The sequence below is a fragment of the Pseudoalteromonas sp. CR1 genome (assembly GCF_019392235.1).
Lineage (GTDB): Bacteria > Pseudomonadota > Gammaproteobacteria > Enterobacterales > Alteromonadaceae > Pseudoalteromonas.
This window is the reverse complement of sequence record NZ_JAHXRM010000004.1, coordinates 59,954-80,134: the sequence shown is the minus strand read 5'-3', so window position 1 is coordinate 80,134 and position 20,181 is coordinate 59,954. Positions and strand designations below refer to the sequence as shown.

The following is a 20,181-nucleotide window of genomic DNA, read 5'->3' as shown; positions in this document are numbered from 1 at the left end:
TTTAAGCGTTAAGCCCAAACGGGTCGTCGATACTATAACTTGGTTGTGTAAACCAATGTGGGCCACTGTCGGTCATATAGAAGTGATCTTCTAAACGTACGCCAAACTCATCGGGTATAACTAGCATTGGCTCGTTACTAAAACACATGCCCGATGCAAGTGGGGTTTTGTTTCCACCTACCAAGTAGGGCCATTCGTGAATATCTAAGCCAATTCCATGGCCCGTACGATGCGGGCAGCCGGGTGTTTGATACTGTGGCCCTAATCCTTGTGCTGCTAAATAGTGACGAGCGCCTGCGTCAACATCTTCGCAGGTAGCACCAATACTCGCGGCGTTAAATGCGGCGAGTTGCGCTGCTTTTTCATGATCCCAAAACATGCGTTGGCGTGGTGTTGGTTCACCAAATACATACGTGCGGGTTATGTCTGAAAGGTAGTCGTGTACTTTACAGCCGGTATCTATTAATACCATATCGCCTTTTTTAAGTACTTGCGCATCTTTAACACCATGTGGAAATGACGTAGCAACACCAAACAATACAATGCAAAAATAGTTACCTGGTGCACCTACCTTTTGATGCGCTTTTTTAATAAAAGCTTCTACTTCTGTGGTGGTAATACCTTCGTAAAGCATACTGGCGGTTGCTTGGTGCACAGCTAAGGTCATGTCCATTGCGCGTTGCATAAGCGCTAATTCGTTTACCGATTTATGCATTCTACAATGTGCAGTAACGCTTTGTGCATTAATTATATTTAAGCTTTTTTGTGCTTTGTTAATGCCATCGAATATAAAAAATTGCGCACTTTCATCAATGCCAATGGTGGCGTCGTTACTAATATTGAGTTGCTTCAATACGCTAACAAATAGCGCATAAGGATTTTCGTGCTCTTGCCAGCCGTGTATTGGTCCTTCAACCACTTTAAAGCCATTAAGGGTACCAATTTCAAAATACGGGGCTATGTATTGTACTTCACCAATCGCAGGTAAAATTGCGCCAACCATTCGCTCGCTTGCGAACCACTTCATGCCTGTAAAGTAGGTCAGGTTAGTGCCTGCATTTAAGTATATGGCATCGATGTTGTTAGCCGCCATATAAGCTTGTGCTTTTGCTATACGTTCAAGGTGTTCGTCAGCCTGAATAGGCGTTAACGATTGGGTCATATTACTTAAGCTGGCTAATGCTTGTTCTGGGGTTTGTGTGCCAATACCGATTGTGCTCATTAGGCTTCTCCTTGGAATTTTAGCCATTGTGAGCAATTCCTATTCTAAATTCAATGTTATGCGACTAGTAGCATGGTTAAGTATTTAAAGATTGCTTGGAATGAGTCGAGTTAGGTGGTTGTAAAATAAAAGGGGTGAAATACACCCCTTAATGTTATTTTTTTGCGTAGGGAAGGCGCGTTAATTTATTGGCGGTGTGGTAGCTGTCAAGGCCCGTCACAGCCACAGTATCAATGGCTTGTAAATCTAGAAAACCATCGCTTTGCAAAGCGGTTTCATCTAAATACACGTCTACAATTTCACCAATAACCAGTTCAGTACCATTAATTTCAAGATGTTTGCTTTCAACAAATTTAACAGAGTATTTTAATCGGCTTTCTTCAACAAAAGGGGCTGAAAACTCATTTAAATACTCAGGAGTAAGTCCCGTTGCGTCAAATTCAGATTCGTCTTTGTCGTAGCGTGCTGAGGTTTGATGCGCTTGTTTATAAATGGCTTTATTAACCTGATTAATAGTGTAAACACCTGTTTGTAATATATTTTCAAACGTGTGTCGCGGTACACTGTGTGGTCGCATTATCATGCCAACCAGAGGAGGGTGAGCCCCTAAATGAATAACCGAACTGACAATCGATAAATTAGTGTTGCCTAGTAGGTCTTGTGTGCCTATTAAGTTTGCACTTTTAAACCCAGATAACGAGTTTATTAAATGTGTACGAGTACGTTTTTCAAGTGCGTCGATGCGCGCTTTAGTAAAATGCATTTTTAATCCTTACCACGGTATAGTTGTGCCTTGCCAATCTAAGTAGGCCGGCTCGCCATTTAGTTCTAAATCAGGGTTATTATTTGTTAAATCAAAAAGTTGGTGTGCTACAAATTCGGGTGTAAACAACTTGCCTTCGGGTACATTTTTTTGAAATGGCTTAGAAAGCTCGGTATCGGTTGTACCGGGATGGAACAGCACAAGTTTGGTGTTCTTTGCACGACGAGCGAGCTCTATTGCGGCAGTTTTAAATAGCATATTTAGGGCTGATTTAGATGCACGGTAAGTGTACCAGCCCCCCATTTTGTTATCGTTAATACTTCCCACACGTGCACTGAGGGCTGTTATTGTACAATGCGTTTTATGATTAATTAAAGGTAAAACGCTTTGCAAACAAAGCAATGGGGTGAGCGTATTAGCGTTTAGTAACAAGTTAAAATAATCAGCGTTGATGTCCTCAAGCTTTTTTTCTGGCATGTGTTCGGTGTTATGTAACTTACCGTTAAACATAATTACTTGGTGTATGTCGGCTTGTTCATCTTTTAAATGCTGAGTCAATCCAGATAAGCTATCCGCAGAGTAGTCAGTATTATAATAACTAATGTTGTCACTATTTTGTGAAACTGTGTTGCTTGAGCTTACACATACAACATTAAATTTATTTGCCTGGTTTTGAAGGTGCTTTACGTAGGCTTTAGCTATCGCGCTACTAGCACCAAAAAGGATGATAGTTTTCATTTTTTACCTTTTGATTTTATGGCGCACTGGCCGTTATTGCATTGGGTGTTAGGCATTAAAAACTGGCTAATAGAGTGCCTATGCTTTGCAAAAAAAACATACCCCCAATCTGCAAAAATTCGAATAACGGGTAGGCGAAGTAGTTTCAACCACCTGTGTTTACCAACTGTTTTCCAAGACTGATACGTTACATCTAGCCCATAAATCATCTCACCAGTGTCTAATTGCGCTTGCAGGTAAGCAAGTGCTTGAGTTTTATTCACATGAGCATAACGATGGCTAAAGTCGTTTGCATTTAAGTCTTCAAGCGTGATGAGATTGTGCTTGTCGGCTTGCTTTAGCTGCTGCATCTCGGTGCTACAAAGGGGGCAGTTGCCGTCGTAAAAAATGATCATATCGATGCTTTGTGATTATTTTATCTATACTTTTTTACGACATGACATTGCAAATGGATCTATTAAATATGTGCTCTTAATGATATTAATAGTCTTCCATGAAACAAAGGAGACTGAGAAATGAGTGAACAATATGCCGCCCTGCGAGGTAATGTAGGCCTACTTGGACAATTATTAGGTCAAACTATAAAAGATGCCCAAGGCCAAGCAATTTTAGATAAAGTAGAAGAAATTCGCGCTTTATCAAAATCCTCTCGCAGTGGTAATGAAGACGATCGCAAGGCGTTAATTGAAGTATTACATTCGCTAAGTGATGAAGAGCTTTTACCGGTTGCCCGTTCATTTAATCATTTTTTAAATTTAGCCAATGTGGCAGAGCAGTTTCATACTGTATCGCGTTTTAATGACGCTGGTCTTGGCCAGCAAAACCCTCTCACTCAAACATTAAAAACGTTAGCCGCTAAAGCACAAGAAGGTCAGCTAGATTCTAACCACCTTGCTGACACACTCTCAAAACTCCACATTAATTTAGTATTAACTGCTCACCCCACTGAGGTTACTCGTCGTACAATCATCAATAAGCACGTAGAGTTGAGCGACTGTTTAGCATCGCTGGAACGAAAAGATAACTTGGAACATGAGCGCGAAGCTATTTTAAATAGAATTGCCCAGCTAATAAGCCAAGCGTGGCATACCGACGATATTCGCCGCTCGCGCCCAACGCCTGTCGATGAAGCTAAATGGGGCTATGCAGTTATAGAAAATAGCCTGTGGCATGCAGTACCTCGGTTTTTACGTGAGTTTTCGGAACACGCAAAAGAGCAGCTTAGTTTAGAGCTGCCCATTGATTACAGCCCTATTGAATTCACATCTTGGATGGGGGGAGATCGCGACGGTAACCCATTTGTTACTGCGCAGGTTACTTCACAAGTACTTGACCATGGTCGTTGGATGGCGCTTGATTTATATGGCCGAGATATTGATACGTTATGCGCTGAGTTATCTATGTCTGATGCTAGCGAAGAGCTTATTGAGTTAGCTGGCCAAGACTTTGAACCCTACCGCACAGTGCTCAAAAAGCTTAAAGGCGAAGTGTCTGAAACAGTGGCACATTTAGGTGCAAAAATTAAACACAAACGCACTGATGCACAAGACCTTGTAACTGATATTAACCAACTCAAACACCCAATTGAGGTGTGTTATCGTTCGTTATTAAAATGTAACATGAAAGTCGTTGCTGACGGGTTACTGCTTGATTTAATGCATCGTTTAAACAGCTTTGGCCTGCGTTTGGCAAAATTAGATGTGCGCCAAGACTCATCGCGCCACAGCGACGTTTTTTCTGAACTTACGCGTTATTTAGGGTTAGGGGATTACAACCAGTGGCAAGAGCAAGATAAGCAAGCCTTTTTATTAGCAGAGCTTAATTCGCGTCGTCCGCTTATTCCTAAGCATTGGCAACCAAGCCCTGATGTACAAGAAGTGCTCGACACCTTCGATGTAATCGCACAGCAAGATGAAAAAACATTTGGTTTGTATATTATTTCTATGGCACGCACTGCATCCGATATTTTAGCTGTTCAGCTTCTTCTTAAAGAAAGTGGCTGTAGTTTTGAATTGCCGGTTGCCCCATTATTTGAAACATTAGACGATTTAAATAACGGTAGCGACGTGATCACTACATTACTCGATAATGTGTGGTACCGCGGCCATATTCAAAATACGCAAAATGTAATGATCGGTTATTCCGATTCGGCAAAAGATGCCGGTATGATGGCTGCCGGTTGGGCTCAATACGAAGCCATGGACAAACTAGTGCAACTTGCCGATGAGCGTGGCATTGAGCTTGTGTTGTTTCACGGCCGAGGAGGAACCGTTGGTCGAGGTGGTGCACCGGCTGCGCAAGCATTGCATTCGCAACCACCAGGCTCACTTAAAGGTGGCTTACGGGTAACAGAGCAAGGCGAAATGATACGCTTTAAATTTGGTTTGCCAGATGTTGCACTGCAGAGCTTAAATATATATGCAGGTGCTGTACTGCAAAGTAACTTATTACCACCGCCAGAGCCTAAGCCACAATGGCGCGAAGTCATGAAGCTTATTAGTGAGCAGTCGTGTGAGCATTACCGCAATGTTGTTCGCCATGATGAGAATTTTGTTCCTTACTTTAGAATGGCAACGCCAGAGTTGGAGCTCTCTAAACTTCCGCTTGGCTCTCGCCCTGCAAAACGCAACCCTAATGGAGGCGTTGAAAGTTTACGTGCTATTCCGTGGATTTTTGCATGGAGTCAAAACCGGTTAATGTTGCCTGCTTGGTTAGGTGCGTTAACAGGCTTAAAAAAGGCACTAGATCAATATGGCTTAGAAACACTAAACGAAATGAGCCTCAATTGGCCATTTTTTAGAGCCCGTTTAGAAATGCTCGAAATGGTATTTAGTAAAGCCGATAGCTGGTTAAGTGAGCATTATGATAATGCGCTGGTGGAAGACATGTACAAGCCATTGGGTGTAACTTTGCGAAAAGAGCTTGAAGAAGCCATTGAGCTTGTGCAGTCATTAAGTCCACAAAAAAGTTTACTTGCCGGTCAGCCTTGGATCAAAGAGTCGATTAGTTTACGAAATCCGTACACCGATCCGCTTAATGTATTGCAGGTTGAATTGCTTCGCCGTGCTCGTTCTAACGAGGAGCATAACGAAGGGGACATCGATAATGCATTAATGATCACTATGACAGGTATTGCTGCAGGTATGCGTAATACTGGTTAATCGTTAACGTTTATTATTTAGCAAGGGAACACGCTGTGTTCCCTTTTTTTATGTTTAATAACCGAGGGCCTGTTTATCTTTTGAGGTTAAATTTGCAGCAGTGTGTTTGGTACTTAGGCAAGGCAGAGCCTATGTAGTGTGGTTATTCCCCATAAATAGGCGATAACGCAGTATGAATACCAAACACGCGCTGCCAGAAGGTTCGTCCTAGGAACGATTAACTCTTTGTTGCCTACATGGATGTAGGTAAGGGGCGTGAGCAGGACGCGGTAGCTTTGCTCGGTTTTTATTTAGCCCACTAGGTTACAAACCTCGCGCCACGATCAAATCGTCCATAGTTAGAACAAATTTTAATCCTGAAAGGTCAACAGGCCCTAGCAATTTGGGTCTTAACCTTTTAAACTACTTAGCCATTGAATAATTAAAAAACCTTATGGCTTCATCAACTTTTACTGTGCAACAAGACACAGCACTTATTAATACACACATCTCTTTAAACGTAGCGCAAACAGCGTCTTTACGTAGACAATTAAAGTCGCAACGCGGCATATTAAACGCAAACAATATTGAACAGCTGTGCAAAGAGTTTAATGTTTCAGTCGATTCATTATTACAAGGTTTAGTGCCTTTAGCGTCTGAGTTTTCGGTGGCTCCAGTATCACATTTTCATGTGGGTGCTATTGTCAAAGCCATGGATGAGCAGCAACAAATCAGCTTTTATTTTGGCGCTAATGTAGAGTTTGCTCATCAAGCGCTGAGTTTAGTTGTTCATGCAGAACAGTCTGCCATTAATAACGCTTGGTTAAATGGTGCTAAAAAAATTCTTAAAATTGCTATAAGCGATGCTCCGTGTGGCTACTGTCGCCAATTTATGAACGAATTAGCCGATGCGAAAGAATTTGATATTTTACTTCCAAGCCAACATTTTAAATTAGCAGAGCTATTACCTCACTCGTTTGGGCCAACCGATTTAGGTAACGAATTTAGCTTGTTTAATCCAAAACCTCAGTGTGCGGTTTTTGATGATGAACAGATTGAAGAGACTTTTGCTGGCTTTGCGTTAAATGCATATGTACCGTACAGCCAAAATTTTAGTGCGGTAAAAGTAAGTACATTTAATAATGGGGATTTTTACGGCAGTTATGCAGAAAACGCAGCCTATAGTCCAAGCTTATCGCCTCTACAAAGCGCGTTGAGTCAGTTCTTTTTAGCTGGCCTTAGTTTTGATAAGGAGACAGTGAAAGGCATCACACTGTTAGAAACGAAAGGGCACGAAAATCAAGCGGGCGTATCGAAAGCGGTACTATCGGGATTTACTGATTTGCCAGAGCTACAAGTAATTAGCGCTGCGCTTAAATAGAGTCATAAAAGCACAGCTAATAAGCTGTGCTTTTACATATCAATTTACTTATAAATAAATACTAACCGAGTAACACTTTAGCGGCTTCTAACACAACAGCCACTGATTTCCTTTCTATTTCACCGTGGTCAACGTTAGGGATTTCTTGACGAGTACGGTTAACTAATACACCGGCAACACAGGCAGCTTGCAAGCCAAGAGCTGCACACATAGTGAATAATGTAGCCGACTCCATTTCGTAGTTCATTACCCCTAGTTTTTGCCATTCTTCACAGCTACCTTGAAATGCTTTTGGCACATAACCAGAATGTGTATCGTAGCGTTCTTGGCCTGGGTAAAAAGTGTCGCTAGATGCAGTAATACCAATGTGAAAATCAATGTTTAAATTTTTACATGCTTCAACCATGGCCTGTGTTGCATAAAAGTCAGACACAGCCGGGTAGCTAAGCGGTGCAAAATGTTGGCTTGCACCGTCTAAGCGCACAGACGCTTGGCTAATTAATATTTCACCTTCATTAATGTGAGGCTGAATAGCACCCGTAGTACCAATACGTAAAAATTGACGCACGCCTAGTTGAGCAAGTTCCTCTACTGCAATCGATGTAGATGGGCCGCCAATACCTGTAGAGCATATAACAACTGAATGGCCATTTAATTGACCAAGATAAACATGAAACTCACGTGTTTGAGCAAGACAGGTTGGGTTGTCTAGGAATTTTGAAATGCGTGCAGCGCGATCTGGGTCACCGGGTACTATTGCAAGTTTTGCACCTTGTAGATCGTCAATACATAGTCCTAAGTGAAATACCTTTTCCATATCTAAGCCTTTTTAAAATAATTTTTTTCAATCTAGCATCTTTGCTAGAAACCTACCTTAAGTACAGGACGTATGTCCGTATTTATAAAATTGAGCGCGTGCCTAGGCCAGTAAAACAGAGCTGTAGCGTATTTTATGCACCAACTATGAATATTCAAGCACACTCATAAATTTATGATTTACGTGTGCAGTTGACTTGTGCGCGTAGACATTATAAGTATCACTCAATCAAGTGGTTAGTCATGAATGACAATCGCCAGTATTAATTAAAATTTACTAACTATCAGTGTGTTATGTTTTTATTTTAAGTTTTTTTAGAATTAATTTTAATGATACATACGTTAAAAAATTCCGATTTTTAATTTTTTAAAGTTTAGGTCTGTTTAATCATTTTGCATAAATAATCACTAAAATACGCACAGAACAATTCATAAGGATTTATTATGAGTCAAGAAATTCAAGCATTTAATAGTAAAGTAGAGCACTGCTTATGTGCTCCTGGCGATGGTGTTTTTACCGTTAATACTGCAAAAGAGCGAAAAGCGGCACTTCGAAATAAACTGTATGGTCAAACCGAAAATGTAGATAAGCTATGGCGCGAATCGTTAAATGAGTTGCCTCACTCTCCCCATAAAGCGGTCATGCTTGGAATTAGTTCTGATTGTGGTGGCGGTATTTTACGTGGTGCCAATTGGGGGCCTTTGTTTGTTCGCTCAGCATTAATTGATCAGCACCCTGAATGTCATTCGTTCGACTTAGGCGATGTGCGTGTTATTCCGCATTTGTTACATGACAAATACCTAAACGACGCAACTATCTCTAATTGCCAAAAAGCGCTATACGGAAACGAAAATAACGACTACTACGTAAGTCCGTTATCAATTACTGAAGATGTGTGCGACAGCTTTTACGCGACGTTCAAAGATAAGGGTATTTTTGGTATTGGTGGCGACCACTCTATTAGTTATCCATTAACCAAAGCGTATTTAAAAGCTAAACGTGAGCAAGGTAAGCGCACAGCTATTATTCATTTTGATGCGCACACCGATTTGCTTGTGGAGCGCTTGGGTATAGATTTATGTTTTGGCTCTTGGTGTACACATATTTTAGAGTTTTTACCTGCACCCCATCACTTAATTCAATTTGGTATACGTTCAAGTGGAAAACCAAAATCACACTGGGAAAACACATTTGGGGTTAAGCAACATTGGGCGCATGAAATTATTGAACGCGGTGCAGCCGCTGTTGCTGCAGAGACTATCGCGCAACTAAAAGCGGATAATGTTGATGAAGTGTATGTAAGTTTTGATATTGACGCACTCGATGCCGAATTTGCTTCTGCAACCGGTACACCGGAAGATAACGGTTTAACACCAAAGCACGCGCTAGACATTTTATCGGCCATTGCCGATGAGTTTCCTATTACGGGCGCTGATATGATGGAAATAGCACCATTTACCGACAGTTCACTTGTGGGCCAAGCAAGTTCTGAGACAACATTAAAAGAAGGCGCAAAAATTTCAGCGTTTTTAATTAATGCGATGAATAAATAAGTGCTTAAAAACTAATACTATTGACTTAATCTTATTTTATTAAATACTCAAAACTAGCAGTCTACAAAGCCTCAACTATATTTATTGAATAATTCCACTAATTTAGTTGAGGCTTTTACCCAATGAAGGGATTCGTTTTTTTACTTTGTTTTTTATACCCTATTGCGCATGCTAACGAAATTAATATAGTTACGGAAGTTTTCCCTGACTTTCAATATCTCGATGCAAACAAGCAATTGGCTGGTCGCTCTGTAGAAAAGGTAAAAAACGCCCTTAATGCTGCTGGTATTAGTTACACTATGTCGGCTAACAATTGGAGTGTGTCTTATAACGCAGCCCTTCGAGATAAAAACACCTGTATTTTCTCAATTGTTCGTTTGCCACCAAGAGAAAATAACTTTGTGTGGATAGCTGAACTTGAAGAGTTTGAGTCAGCGATTTATGGGCTGAAATCTCGAGGCATAAAGTTAAAGACTTTACATGATGCCAAGCGCTATAAAATAGCAGTATTAAGAGATAACTTTAGCCATCATTATTTACTTGAACGCGGTTTTAACGAAACCCGGCATCTGTTGCTGATTGATAACTTAGATAAAATAGATAAGCTAATTAGTGCACGCCGTGACATTCTTGATTTTGTCATTCTGAGTAAAAAACAATTTAATTACCGTCTCAAAACATCACCAAAGTTAAATTTACTCGAGCCAGTGCTTGATTTAAATACGGCTCAATCTCCATTATATTTTGCGTGTAACATAAATATGGATGAGTCGTTAATCACACAGTTACAGTTTGCATTTAGACAAACCTCCTCTCTTAATTAGTGGCTAAAAATCATTTAACTAACTGAATAATAAAAACTTAAACATAAAGTGAAAATATCAATTGCTGCGATTAAAAAAGCGACTATAATCAGCTGCTTTTTATATAAAAAGCGCTAACTTTTTGGAGCGTTAAATGGGTGATTTAATCGGGATTAGTCTTTTGATCTTGATCAGTGCGTTGTTTGCTATGTCGGAAATAGCAATTGCAGCGTCACGAAAAATAAAACTTCGCGTAATGGCAGACGAAGGCAGTTTAAATGCAGCTGCAGTATTAAAACTGCAAGAAAATCCGGGCGCGTTCTTCGCCATGATACAAATAGCACTTAATGCTATCGCTATTTTAGGTGGCATTGTAGGTGAACAAGCATTATCGCCATACGTTGAAAAAGTATTGGTTTTATTTTATCAGGGTGCATATGTAGAAAAAATTAGCTTTTTATTCTCATTTTTTACTATTACCTCGTTATTTATTTTATTCGCCGATTTAATGCCAAAGCGATTAGCGATGATCATGCCAGAAGCTGTCGCCGTTAAGGTCGTTAACATAATGCGTTGGGTTACATTTGCATTAACGCCTTTAGTGATGTTTTTTAATGGCGTAACTAACTTTGTACTGCGACTGTTTAAAGTCCCCGCAGAGCGTGAAGATAATGTAACCACAGAAGACATTGTTGCTATGATGGAAGCTGGCGCTGAGTATGGTAGTTTGCAAAAACAAGAGTATGATTTAATAGGTAATGTTTTTGATTTAGAAGCTCGTTTTTTATCAAGCGTAATGACGCCGCGGGATCAAATTGTGTACTTTGATTTAAACGAAAGTAGCCATGACATTGCGACCAAAATTATTGATCACCCGCATAATCATTTTTTAGTTGTGACGGGTAACTTAGACAAATTACATGGCTCTGTTGAATCAAAAGATATTTTACGCCAAGTGCTCAAAGGTGAAGCTGCTAACATCAATGACGAATTAGTTGATACCGATGTATTTTACTTACCAGAAACCTTAAGTTTATCAGAGGCGTTAAATGCATTTAAAAGCGCCGCTAAACCATTTGCTATTGTAGTAAACGAATACGCGCTGCTTGTTGGTATTGTTACTGTAAAAGATTTAATGAAAGGCTTTATGGGAGATTTAATAACTCACCAAGGGGATGAACTAATAATCGAGCGAGATAAAAGCTCGTGGTTAGTTGACGGACTGACGCCAATTACCGATTTAGCTAAAGTGCTTGATATAGAGGAGTTCCCAGAGCAAATACATTTTGAGACGGTGGCAGGCTTTTTAATTTACACAATGAAGCGTATACCAAAACGCGCTGAACACATTAGTTATGCGGGCTTTAAATTTGAAGTTGTTGATGTTGAAGGTATTCGTGTAGAGCAATTGCTTGTATCTAGATTAGTTTAAAGCTTGCCATCCTTATCTCTTTATAAACGCTTAACCACGTCATGTATAAAAAAGCCAAGTTCGCCTTGGCTTTTTTGTTAATGAAAGTTTATAAATTTGTTCGTTATAACAATTGTATTTGGCTATGGCCTAATGGGTATCTGGCTAAATGACTCATACCTCTAATTAACTGAAATATAATATTAAAATCTCTTCACTATGTACTTTTAGGCTTTAATTTAAACAAAGAAGGTTTTTGCGTAAGTACTTTTCTATTTTTAAAAAATACAGTGCGCTGAGCACTATAGTTAGCTTGTAGGTGCAAATATTTATTATAAAAGCCTTATTAACATTACTTCGTGATTAAGTATGAGGTCGCATAATTGAGTGTAATTTTGTGTAAAGATCAGCTTATTAAGATGTATTCTCACTAACATTTAATTTAGAATGATCGTTCACTCTAAATTAAAGGTATTTAACATGCAGCGTTCTAGCACCGCTTTATTTGTATTTTCAGTTCTCCTAGGTTCAGTTGCGTTGACTGGTTGTGACCAAGTGACAGAGCAGTCGCAGGCACCTGCTCCTAAAGCTGTGCCGGTAGGGGTTATTACGCTTAAAAAACAATCGCTAACTTTAAGGCAAGAGTTGCCTGGACGTATTAGTGCATTTCAAATTGCAGAAATACGCCCGCAAGTAAGCGGTATTGTGCAATCACGTTTATTTACCGAAGGGTCTCAAGTAGAAAAAGGCCAAGCGCTTTATCAAATTAACCCTGCTACATTTGAGGCTAACTTAGCGGCAAGTGAAGCTGCTGTTGCCCGCGCTGAAGCAAGCATTGCAAGCAGTAAAGCTAAAGCGTCTCGTTATAGTGAATTATTAAAAATTAAAGCGGTTAGCCAGCAAGATTACGATGAGGCTGATGCAGCCTACAAGCAAGCAAAAGCAGAACTCCTTACTGCTCAAGCGCAGCTGCAAACCTCAAAAATTAATTTAGAATACAGTCATGTCTCTTCGCCTATTAGTGGGCAAATTAGTAAATCGAATGTCACCGTAGGTGCGTTAGTAAGTGCCAACCAAGCCACTTCTTTGGCAACAGTTACACAACTTGATCCTATCTATATTGATTTAACGCAGTCGAGTAGCGAATTAACCAAGCTTAAAAAAGCGATTGTTTCGGGCGACCTAAGTGTAGATTCAACCAGTCAAACCGATGTTGAACTCACTATGGAAGATGGCTCTTTATATTCTCATAAAGGCACTTTACAGTTTTCTGAGGTGACAGTTGACCCAAGTACAGGCTCGGTTACATTACGCGCTAAATTTCCTAACCCTGAAAAGTTACTACTTCCAGGGATGTATGCTCGCGCCTCAATTGTTGAAGGTGTTAAAAACGACGCTATTTTAGTTCCACAGCGCGGTGTTAGTCGAAACTCGAAAGGTGAACCTACCGCAATGGTTGTTAGCAAAAACAATACTGTAGAGAGCCGCGTTTTGAAAACAGATCGCACCATTGGATCTAATTGGCTTGTAACCGATGGTGTAATGGAAGGCGATAAACTGATCGTAGAAGGGCTGCAAAAAATTCGCCCAGGCGCACCAGTTAGCCCATCTGAAGTTCAAACTGCTAAAGCGCAATAACGGAGAATTTACATGTCACGATTTTTTATCGATAGACCTATATTTGCTTGGGTACTTGCCATAGTAGTGATGCTAGCAGGTATATTAGCAATTAAAAGTTTACCTATTGCGCAGTATCCGTCTATAGCGCCGCCAGCAATAAGTATTACGGCTACCTACCCAGGTGCATCGGCGCGTACGCTCGAAGATACTGTTACACAAGTTATAGAGCAAAAAATGAAAGGCTTAGATGGCTTGTTATACATGTCGTCAACGTCAGAGTCTAGCGGTTCAGCAACGCTCACACTGTCGTTTAGCGCTGAAACCGACCCTGATATTGCTCAGGTTCAAGTACAAAACAAGTTAGCTACTGCAACGCCACTATTACCTGAAGCCGTGCAAAGGCAAGGTGTTGTGGTTGCAAAGTCAGCCCGTAACTTTTTGATGGTTTATGCGTTTATGTCTAAAGATGGCAGCATGACCAACATTGATATTGGCGACTACGTGTCATCAAACGTGCAAGATATTGTTTCGCGTGTTGAAGGTGTGGGTGAAGTACAGTTATTTGGCTCGCAGTATGCAATGCGTATTTGGTTAGATCCGGCTAAGCTTCAAAATTATAAATTAACGCCTGCAGATATAAGTGCATCTATCAGTGCTCAAAATGCACAAGTGTCGGCTGGGCAACTAGGTGCTATGCCTGCGGTGGCGGGACAGCAACTCAACGCGACTGTGACAGCGCAAAGCCGCTTACAAACTCCTGAGCAATTTAGAGATATTTTAGTTAAAACCAATGCAGATGGCTCTTTTGTAAAGTTGAGTGATGTTGCCCGTGTTGAGCTAGGTGGTGAAAGCTACCGGGTTGTCGCGCGTTATGACGGAAAACCAGCTTCTGGCTTAGGGATTAAATTGGCCAGTGGCGCCAACGCGCTTGATACTGCGCAGGGTGTAAAAGATGCCATTGCCGAATTAGAGCCATTTTTTCCTGAGGGACTTGAAGCGGTTGTGCCTTACGACACTACACCATTTGTGGCGCTTTCAATTGAAAAAGTAATTCATACGCTTATAGAAGCGGTTGTGTTGGTGTTTGTTGTTATGTACTTGTTTTTACAAAACTTTAGAGCGACGCTTATTCCAACAATTGCAGTGCCAGTGGTATTGCTGGGTACGTTTGGTATTTTATACACTTTTGGTTACTCAATTAATACATTGACCATGTTTGCCATGGTGCTTGCCATCGGGTTACTAGTTGATGATGCCATTGTTGTTGTAGAAAACGTAGAGCGACTGATGACCGAAGAAAAACTCTCAGCGCTTGATGCAACCCGCAAATCAATGGACGAAATTAAAGGCGCACTTGTTGGTATTGCAATGGTGCTTTCTGCTGTATTTATTCCGATGGCCTTTTTTAGCGGCTCAACGGGCATAATCTATCGTCAGTTCTCAATTACCCTTGTTTCTGCTATGGGTTTATCGGTACTTGTGGCGCTTATACTTACGCCGGCACTGTGTGCAACGCTTTTGAAGCCTAGCCATGTTCATAATGATAAGTCGTTATTTGGTAAATTTTTTACAGGGTTTAACCGCGGGTTCGACAAAACAAATTCGGGTGCGCAAAGCTTTGTGAGCCGTATGATCAAACATGCTAAGCGCTACCTTGTTATATACTTTTTAATTGTAGGTGGAATGGCTTATGTGTTTTCAAATTTACCAACCGCATTCTTACCAGATGAAGACCAAGGCATATTATTTAACCAAGTTTCGTTACCTGCGGGTTCTACAACCGAGCAAACACTTGAAGTGGTTAAAAAAGTAGAAAACCACTACTTGAACGAACAATCTGAAGCAGTAAACGGTATTTTTACTGTTACCGGGTTTAGCTTTGCAGGTTCTGGCCAAAACTCAGCAATAGGGTTTGTTAATCTTAAGCATTGGGATGAACGCCAACGTGACGATTTATCTGTGCAAGGTGTAGCAGGTAAAGCTATGGGGTACTTTTCCAGTATTAAAGAAGCGTTTGTGTTTGCTTTTCCACCACCAGCAATTGTAGAACTGGGAACAGCAAATGGTTTTAATATATTTTTACAAGACCGTGTAGGTTTGGGCCACGATGCACTTTTAGCAGCACGTAATCAACTATTAGGTTTAGCAAGCCAAAGCCCGATATTGGCTGGTGTACGCCCTAATGGTCAAGAAGATATGCCAGAAATACAACTCGATACCGATTTAGCTAAAGCACAAGCATTGGGTGTGTCGCAAACCGATATTAATAACACCCTTGCTACGGCTTGGGGTAGTAGTTATGTAAATGACTTCATTGACCGTGGGCGTGTTAAAAAAGTATACATGCAAGGCGATGCTGAATCTCGAATGGTGCCTGAAGATTTAAATAAGTGGTATGTACGTAATAATGAGGGTGATATGGTTCCGTTTTCTGCCTTTGCAACGGCCTATTGGACTTATGGTTCGCCGCGTTTAGAGCGTTACAATGGCTTTTCAGCAATGGAAATACAAGGAACCGCTGCACCTGGTTACAGCACAGGACAAGCAATGGATGAAATGGAGCGTTTGGTAAAACAGCTGCCAAATGGTATTTCGTCTGAATGGACCGGTATTTCATTTCAAGAACGCTCTAGCAGCGGCCAAGCACCTTTATTGTATGGTTTGTCGTTGTTATTTGTATTTTTATGTTTAGCGGCTCTTTATGAAAGTTGGTCGGTACCGTTTGCGGTTATGATGATTGTTCCGTTAGGTATATTTGGTGCTGCTATGGCTGCATTGGGTAGCGGATTATCAAACGATATTTACCTGCAAGTGGGCTTATTAACTACGATAGGGTTAGCGTCTAAAAATGCCATATTAATTGTGGAATTTGCTATCCATAAAATGGACGAAGGGCTTGATTTAGTTGAAGCGGCTGTGGCTGCAGTAAGGCTGCGTTTACGCCCAATTTTAATGACTTCAATGGCCTTTATTTGTGGTGTTATTCCACTCGCTATTGCATCAAGTGCAGGCTCTGGTGCGCAAAACGCATTAGGCATTTCAATTATTGGTGGAACACTCGCATCTTCTATTTTGGTTGTTGTTTTTGTGCCGTTGTTTTTTGTATTAGTACGCCGTGTATTCCCTGCAAAAGAAAAAAACACTAACGAGGAGGCTGCATAATGGCTATAAAAACGTTTTCGTTAAGTGCACTGGCTCTCATTGTTTTAAGTGGGTGCCAGTTGGCACCTGAACAGCAAGATTTAGTGTTGCCAGTGCCAAAATCGTATGCCGCTCAGACAGAGCTGGCAACAGTTAATACGCTAAAGTGGCAGCAGTTTTTTAGCGATAAAAAACTTCAGGTGCTTATAAATCAGAGCCTTGAGCACAATAAAGACCTACAAATTGCGATGCTTAATGTGCAGCGGGTACATGGGTTATATCAAATAGAAAACTCAACATTGTATCCGTCGTTAAGTGTAAATGGCTCGGGCACGCGTCAGCGCCTGCCAGCAAGTTTGACAGGTACTGATGAGGCGAGTATTAGTTCGCAATACAGTGCGACTGTAGGCATTACCTCTTATGAATTAGATATATGGGGTAAGGTTCGAAACCAAACACAACAAGCGCTACAGAATTTATATTCCTCTGAGCTGACTCAATATAGCTCGCAAGTATCGTTGGTGGCAGAGCTTGCAAATGCATGGCTTAATTATGCAACAGACCAACAATTACTTGGGCTTGCTGAAGAAACGTTAAAATCGCAACAGGCGTCGCTTGCGCTTACTCAGCAAAGCTTTGATTTAGGCGCAGCATCAAAAATTACGTTAGAGCAACTTAAAAGCACCGTTGCCAGCGCTAAGGTTGATATTGCAACGTATAAACGTTTACTGAAACGCGATAAAAATGCACTTGATTTATTAGTAGGAAAACCATTAAGCCCTGAACTCCTACCAAATAAAGAGCTGGACTCGTTATTATCGTTGCCCAAAATACCGGTTGGTTTACCCTCCGATTTATTAACTCAACGCCCAGATATTAAAGCAGCAGAGCATCAGTTACTTGCGGCTAACGCCAATATAGGTATTGCCCGTGCAGCATTCTATCCAAGCATTAGCTTAACGGCTAATGCAGGCACTGCCTCTAGCGATTTAGGTGGTTTATTTGATGCAGGGTCGGGTACATGGAGTTTTGTTCCATCAGTAACTTTACCTATTTTTAATATGGGCAGGAATCAAGCTCAGTTAGATGTTGCTAAAGCTGACCAACAAATTGCGATAGTTACTTACCAGCAAAAAATTCAGCAAGCATTTCGTGAAGTGTCTGATGCGTTAGCCGATAACGAAGGCTATCAAGCGCAATTAAATGCGCTTGATATGTTACTACAAAGTCGAGAGTCTACCTTTTCGTTATCAAAGGCGCGTTATGAAAAAGGCGTAGATAGCTATTTACAAGTCCTTGATGCACAACGCAGCTGGTACAGTGCACAGCAACAGCAAATTTTAGGTCAACAAGCGATGCTTGCTAGCCAAATTAGCTTGTATAAAGTGGTTGGTGGTGGCTGGGAGAAAAGCGCTCAAGCCAATTAAGTATAGGTTTATAGCTGTAAACACTGTGTTGCAGCTAGTTAAAGTTAACGAGATTTTAAAAGGGCTGAATACTTATTTTTTAATGGCAGGTTTGTTTAAAAATGAGTAAGTATTTGCCCTACTGTCGAGTTTAATAATTCGACAGGGGAGCTTTGTATGAAAACTAAAAGACAAACAGATCCAGCTATAGCAAAAGCGCGTCGTGATCAGGTTTTAACTGCGGCGGCAGAATGCTTTCGTCGTAAAGGCTTTCATGCTGCAGGAATGGCAGAAATATCCAGAACAGCAGGGATGAGTGCTGGCCATATTTACAATTACTTTGAAAGCAAAGAAGCCATTATAGAAAGTATTATTGAAAAAGATATGGAAGAAATGTTCTCTATTTTTGAACATTTTGAAGGACAACCAGAAGACACGCTCACTGTATTGTTGAACGGCTTAAACATAGGCGTACAAAGGCACATGGATACTGGGGAATGTGCGGTCGATTTAGAGATGTTAGCCGAGGCCGGGCGAAATAATAAAGTTGCTAAATTATTACGTGATGCAGATACGCAAGCACGTAATAGAATGCGCCAGCTTTTAATAAGTGAACGCAGCGTGATAAAAGACATAGATGAGGCAGAATTAGAAAGCCGCATAAATGTTATTTTTTCAGTAATGGCGGGCTTACTTTTACGAAAAGTACTTTACCCCGAACTTACCGAAGAGACCGTTTTGATTGCGCTTCGCCCTGCAATGAGAACGTTATTAATGCCCTTTAAAGATTAAAGTTATGCTATTAAAGTGTAGATACTATACACCTGCAATATTAGCTGGTTTATAGTATTAACGGCCGTTTAAGGTAATACCAATTAGCAATAATACATAATCATTATACGGGCTAAACGTATCGCTATTTGCGTTAAAAATTCTCATTTACGACTGCATGTATGCAGAAGGTAGAGCAATTCAGGAGCAATTGCCGAGAACAACTAAATAGCGAATTTTTTGCTCAGCTATCAACACGTTTTTATCCTCAAAATAGGTCACTTACATTAAGCTAATTGGTATAATTATGTTTAAAAGCGTTCTATAGACCATTTTAGAGCCACAACGGCAATGCCTATAGACCCTGCAGGCATTAACCATTTTACATACCAAGTGGTTTTTCTAAGTGCCATTAATACAGGTAACGCCACAAATAAAATACTCAGTTGGCCTATTTCTACCCCTAAATTAAATGCCAGTATGCTCATTAATTGGTAGTTACTCGATAAACCTAATTCTCCAAGTACACTCGCAAAGCCCATACCGTGCAGTAATCCAAAGGCAAATGTTAACCAGCCTAGGCGAAGTATGAGTGGCCATACATTATTCAGTGCCGCAAATAAAACGGATATAGCAATAATTAGCTCAACCCAGCGAGTATTGAGTGATATTAAATCAAGCGCTGTTGCTGTAAGCGTTATAGAGTGTGCAAGTGTAAATGCTGTAACAATCCATGCAGTGTGTTTAATGATGTGTTGTTTAGATCCAATGGCCTGCCACGTGTTTTTATCACGGGTTAAAACACAGGTAAGTAATAGCGCAATTAAAAATAAAATATGATCAATGCCTATCCAAATATGCAGTACGCCTTGGTATACATATTCTGTAAAGGTGTCTAAATAGCTTGATTGCTTTGTATTAAAGGTTTGGTTAGGTTCATTTATACTAAAAACACGTGCTATGTCGTCTACATTAACAATAACTTTATGGTTAGCGTCGTCTTGAAAAAAAGCTGAATACTTAAGAGTAATAGGGTCATTTGTGAAACATGAAAATGACACGGGCAATACCAAGTAAGGTTGATTAAAGTGCTCATTTAGCTGGTAATTATTATTTACAGTGAGTGCACACGTTTGCGTGTTTTGTTCCGCGATAAGATTGTTTTTAATAAATGTGTTAATTGCTACACGTTTTGCTTTTATTTCAGCCCAAGTAATGTTGGCGTTTTGGTCTAAGTCGAGTGCTATAACGTGCTCTAAATCAGCCACGTTGATTTCCCAATTCCCGCTGTATTGAGTTGTATTGTTGCTATTAAGCGTAATGTAGCCAGTACTTAACTGGTGTGCAAAAGCTGCTGTTGTAAAAAATAAGCTTAACAACATAATCGAAAATACGCGTATTAATTTACTCATATT

The 20,181-nt window shown here is 40.5% G+C and carries 15 protein-coding genes; 9 read left to right on the top strand and 6 right to left on the bottom strand.

The genetic code is table 11. From position 1 onward, the window contains the following. Position 1 precedes the first annotated feature (1 nt). From KZZ04_RS05585 to KZZ04_RS05570, 4 genes are all read right to left on the bottom strand, one after another. A complete protein-coding gene (locus KZZ04_RS05585) occupies positions 2–1,222 on the bottom strand; it encodes a Xaa-Pro peptidase family protein (protein ID WP_138530319.1) in 1,221 nt (406 codons plus the stop codon). 154 nt (positions 1,223–1,376) lie between these two features. Beyond that, positions 1,377–1,985 carry a flavin reductase family protein gene (locus KZZ04_RS05580; protein WP_058404045.1) on the bottom strand — a complete coding sequence of 203 codons (609 nt, stop codon included), beginning with the start codon at positions 1,983–1,985 and terminating at the stop codon, positions 1,377–1,379. A 9-nt stretch (positions 1,986–1,994) separates the two neighbouring features. Further along, positions 1,995–2,723: an SDR family NAD(P)-dependent oxidoreductase gene (locus KZZ04_RS05575; protein WP_219422091.1), complete on the bottom strand. Its 729-nt coding sequence runs from the start codon at positions 2,721–2,723 to the stop codon at positions 1,995–1,997. After that, a complete protein-coding gene (locus KZZ04_RS05570; protein ID WP_138530323.1) occupies positions 2,720–3,118 on the bottom strand; it encodes a thiol-disulfide oxidoreductase DCC family protein in 399 nt (132 codons plus the stop codon). Before KZZ04_RS05570 ends, KZZ04_RS05575 begins: the two co-directional genes overlap by 4 nt. Before the next feature lie 120 nt (positions 3,119–3,238). Here KZZ04_RS05570 and ppc point away from each other — a divergent pair, with 120 nt between their 5' ends. Then, positions 3,239–5,884, top strand: coding sequence for a phosphoenolpyruvate carboxylase (ppc, locus tag KZZ04_RS05565; RefSeq protein WP_058552998.1), 2,646 nt, complete (start codon positions 3,239–3,241; stop codon positions 5,882–5,884). A 433-nt stretch (positions 5,885–6,317) separates the two neighbouring features. Continuing rightward, a complete protein-coding gene (cdd, locus tag KZZ04_RS05560; protein ID WP_219422090.1) occupies positions 6,318–7,244 on the top strand; it encodes a cytidine deaminase in 927 nt (308 codons plus the stop codon). A gap of 61 nt (positions 7,245–7,305) precedes the next feature. Here the strand turns inward: cdd and udp are convergent, their stop codons facing one another. Then, positions 7,306–8,061, bottom strand: coding sequence for a uridine phosphorylase (udp, locus tag KZZ04_RS05555; RefSeq protein WP_058404050.1), 756 nt, complete (start codon positions 8,059–8,061; stop codon positions 7,306–7,308). A 443-nt stretch (positions 8,062–8,504) separates the two neighbouring features. Here udp and KZZ04_RS05550 point away from each other — a divergent pair, with 443 nt between their 5' ends. From KZZ04_RS05550 to KZZ04_RS05520, 7 genes are all read left to right on the top strand, one after another. Then, positions 8,505–9,614 (top strand): arginase family protein, encoded by a 1,110-nt coding sequence (locus KZZ04_RS05550; RefSeq protein WP_219422089.1) that lies wholly within the window; start codon positions 8,505–8,507, stop codon positions 9,612–9,614. A gap of 122 nt (positions 9,615–9,736) precedes the next feature. Then, positions 9,737–10,438, top strand: coding sequence for an amino acid ABC transporter substrate-binding protein (locus KZZ04_RS05545; protein ID WP_219422088.1), 702 nt, complete (start codon positions 9,737–9,739; stop codon positions 10,436–10,438). 133 nt (positions 10,439–10,571) lie between these two features. Further along, the gene (locus KZZ04_RS05540) at positions 10,572–11,849 is read left to right on the top strand and encodes a hemolysin family protein (RefSeq protein ID WP_008126225.1); all 1,278 of its coding nucleotides are present in this window, start codon (positions 10,572–10,574) and stop codon (positions 11,847–11,849) included. Positions 11,850–12,308: 459 nt separating this feature from the next. Next, positions 12,309–13,466, top strand: coding sequence for an efflux RND transporter periplasmic adaptor subunit (locus tag KZZ04_RS05535; protein ID WP_203987410.1), 1,158 nt, complete (start codon positions 12,309–12,311; stop codon positions 13,464–13,466). A gap of 12 nt (positions 13,467–13,478) precedes the next feature. Continuing rightward, on the top strand, positions 13,479–16,610 hold the full coding sequence (locus KZZ04_RS05530; RefSeq protein ID WP_219422087.1) for an efflux RND transporter permease subunit: 3,132 nt from the start codon (positions 13,479–13,481) through the stop codon (positions 16,608–16,610). Continuing rightward, positions 16,610–18,016, top strand: coding sequence for an efflux transporter outer membrane subunit (locus tag KZZ04_RS05525; protein ID WP_219422086.1), 1,407 nt, complete (start codon positions 16,610–16,612; stop codon positions 18,014–18,016). The genes KZZ04_RS05530 and KZZ04_RS05525 overlap by 1 nt, the downstream gene beginning before the upstream one ends. Positions 18,017–18,172: 156 nt before the next feature. Beyond that, a complete protein-coding gene (locus KZZ04_RS05520; RefSeq protein WP_058404057.1) occupies positions 18,173–18,787 on the top strand; it encodes a TetR/AcrR family transcriptional regulator in 615 nt (204 codons plus the stop codon). Positions 18,788–19,077: 290 nt separating this feature from the next. Here KZZ04_RS05520 and KZZ04_RS05515 read toward each other — a convergent pair whose 3' ends face one another. Next, the gene (locus KZZ04_RS05515) at positions 19,078–20,178 is read right to left on the bottom strand and encodes a HupE/UreJ family protein (RefSeq protein ID WP_219422085.1); all 1,101 of its coding nucleotides are present in this window, start codon (positions 20,176–20,178) and stop codon (positions 19,078–19,080) included. Positions 20,179–20,181: the final 3 nt, after the last annotated feature.

Excerpts from the sequence above, each read along its gene's own strand:
- KZZ04_RS05585 (WP_138530319.1), bottom strand. The coding sequence starts at position 1,222 with ATGAGCACAATCGGTATTGGCACACAAACCCCAGAACAAGCATTAGCC.
- KZZ04_RS05580 (WP_058404045.1), bottom strand. The coding sequence starts at position 1,985 with ATGCATTTTACTAAAGCGCGCATCGACGCACTTGAAAAACGTACTCGT.
- KZZ04_RS05575 (WP_219422091.1), bottom strand. The coding sequence starts at position 2,723 with ATGAAAACTATCATCCTTTTTGGTGCTAGTAGCGCGATAGCTAAAGCC.
- KZZ04_RS05570 (WP_138530323.1), bottom strand. The coding sequence starts at position 3,118 with ATGATCATTTTTTACGACGGCAACTGCCCCCTTTGTAGCACCGAGATG.
- ppc (WP_058552998.1), top strand. The coding sequence starts at position 3,239 with ATGAGTGAACAATATGCCGCCCTGCGAGGTAATGTAGGCCTACTTGGA.
- cdd (WP_219422090.1), top strand. The coding sequence starts at position 6,318 with ATGGCTTCATCAACTTTTACTGTGCAACAAGACACAGCACTTATTAAT.
- udp (WP_058404050.1), bottom strand. The coding sequence starts at position 8,061 with ATGGAAAAGGTATTTCACTTAGGACTATGTATTGACGATCTACAAGGT.
- KZZ04_RS05550 (WP_219422089.1), top strand. The coding sequence starts at position 8,505 with ATGAGTCAAGAAATTCAAGCATTTAATAGTAAAGTAGAGCACTGCTTA.
- KZZ04_RS05545 (WP_219422088.1), top strand. The coding sequence starts at position 9,737 with ATGAAGGGATTCGTTTTTTTACTTTGTTTTTTATACCCTATTGCGCAT.
- KZZ04_RS05540 (WP_008126225.1), top strand. The coding sequence starts at position 10,572 with ATGGGTGATTTAATCGGGATTAGTCTTTTGATCTTGATCAGTGCGTTG.
- KZZ04_RS05535 (WP_203987410.1), top strand. The coding sequence starts at position 12,309 with ATGCAGCGTTCTAGCACCGCTTTATTTGTATTTTCAGTTCTCCTAGGT.
- KZZ04_RS05530 (WP_219422087.1), top strand. The coding sequence starts at position 13,479 with ATGTCACGATTTTTTATCGATAGACCTATATTTGCTTGGGTACTTGCC.
- KZZ04_RS05525 (WP_219422086.1), top strand. The coding sequence starts at position 16,610 with ATGGCTATAAAAACGTTTTCGTTAAGTGCACTGGCTCTCATTGTTTTA.
- KZZ04_RS05520 (WP_058404057.1), top strand. The coding sequence starts at position 18,173 with ATGAAAACTAAAAGACAAACAGATCCAGCTATAGCAAAAGCGCGTCGT.
- KZZ04_RS05515 (WP_219422085.1), bottom strand. The coding sequence starts at position 20,178 with ATGAGTAAATTAATACGCGTATTTTCGATTATGTTGTTAAGCTTATTT.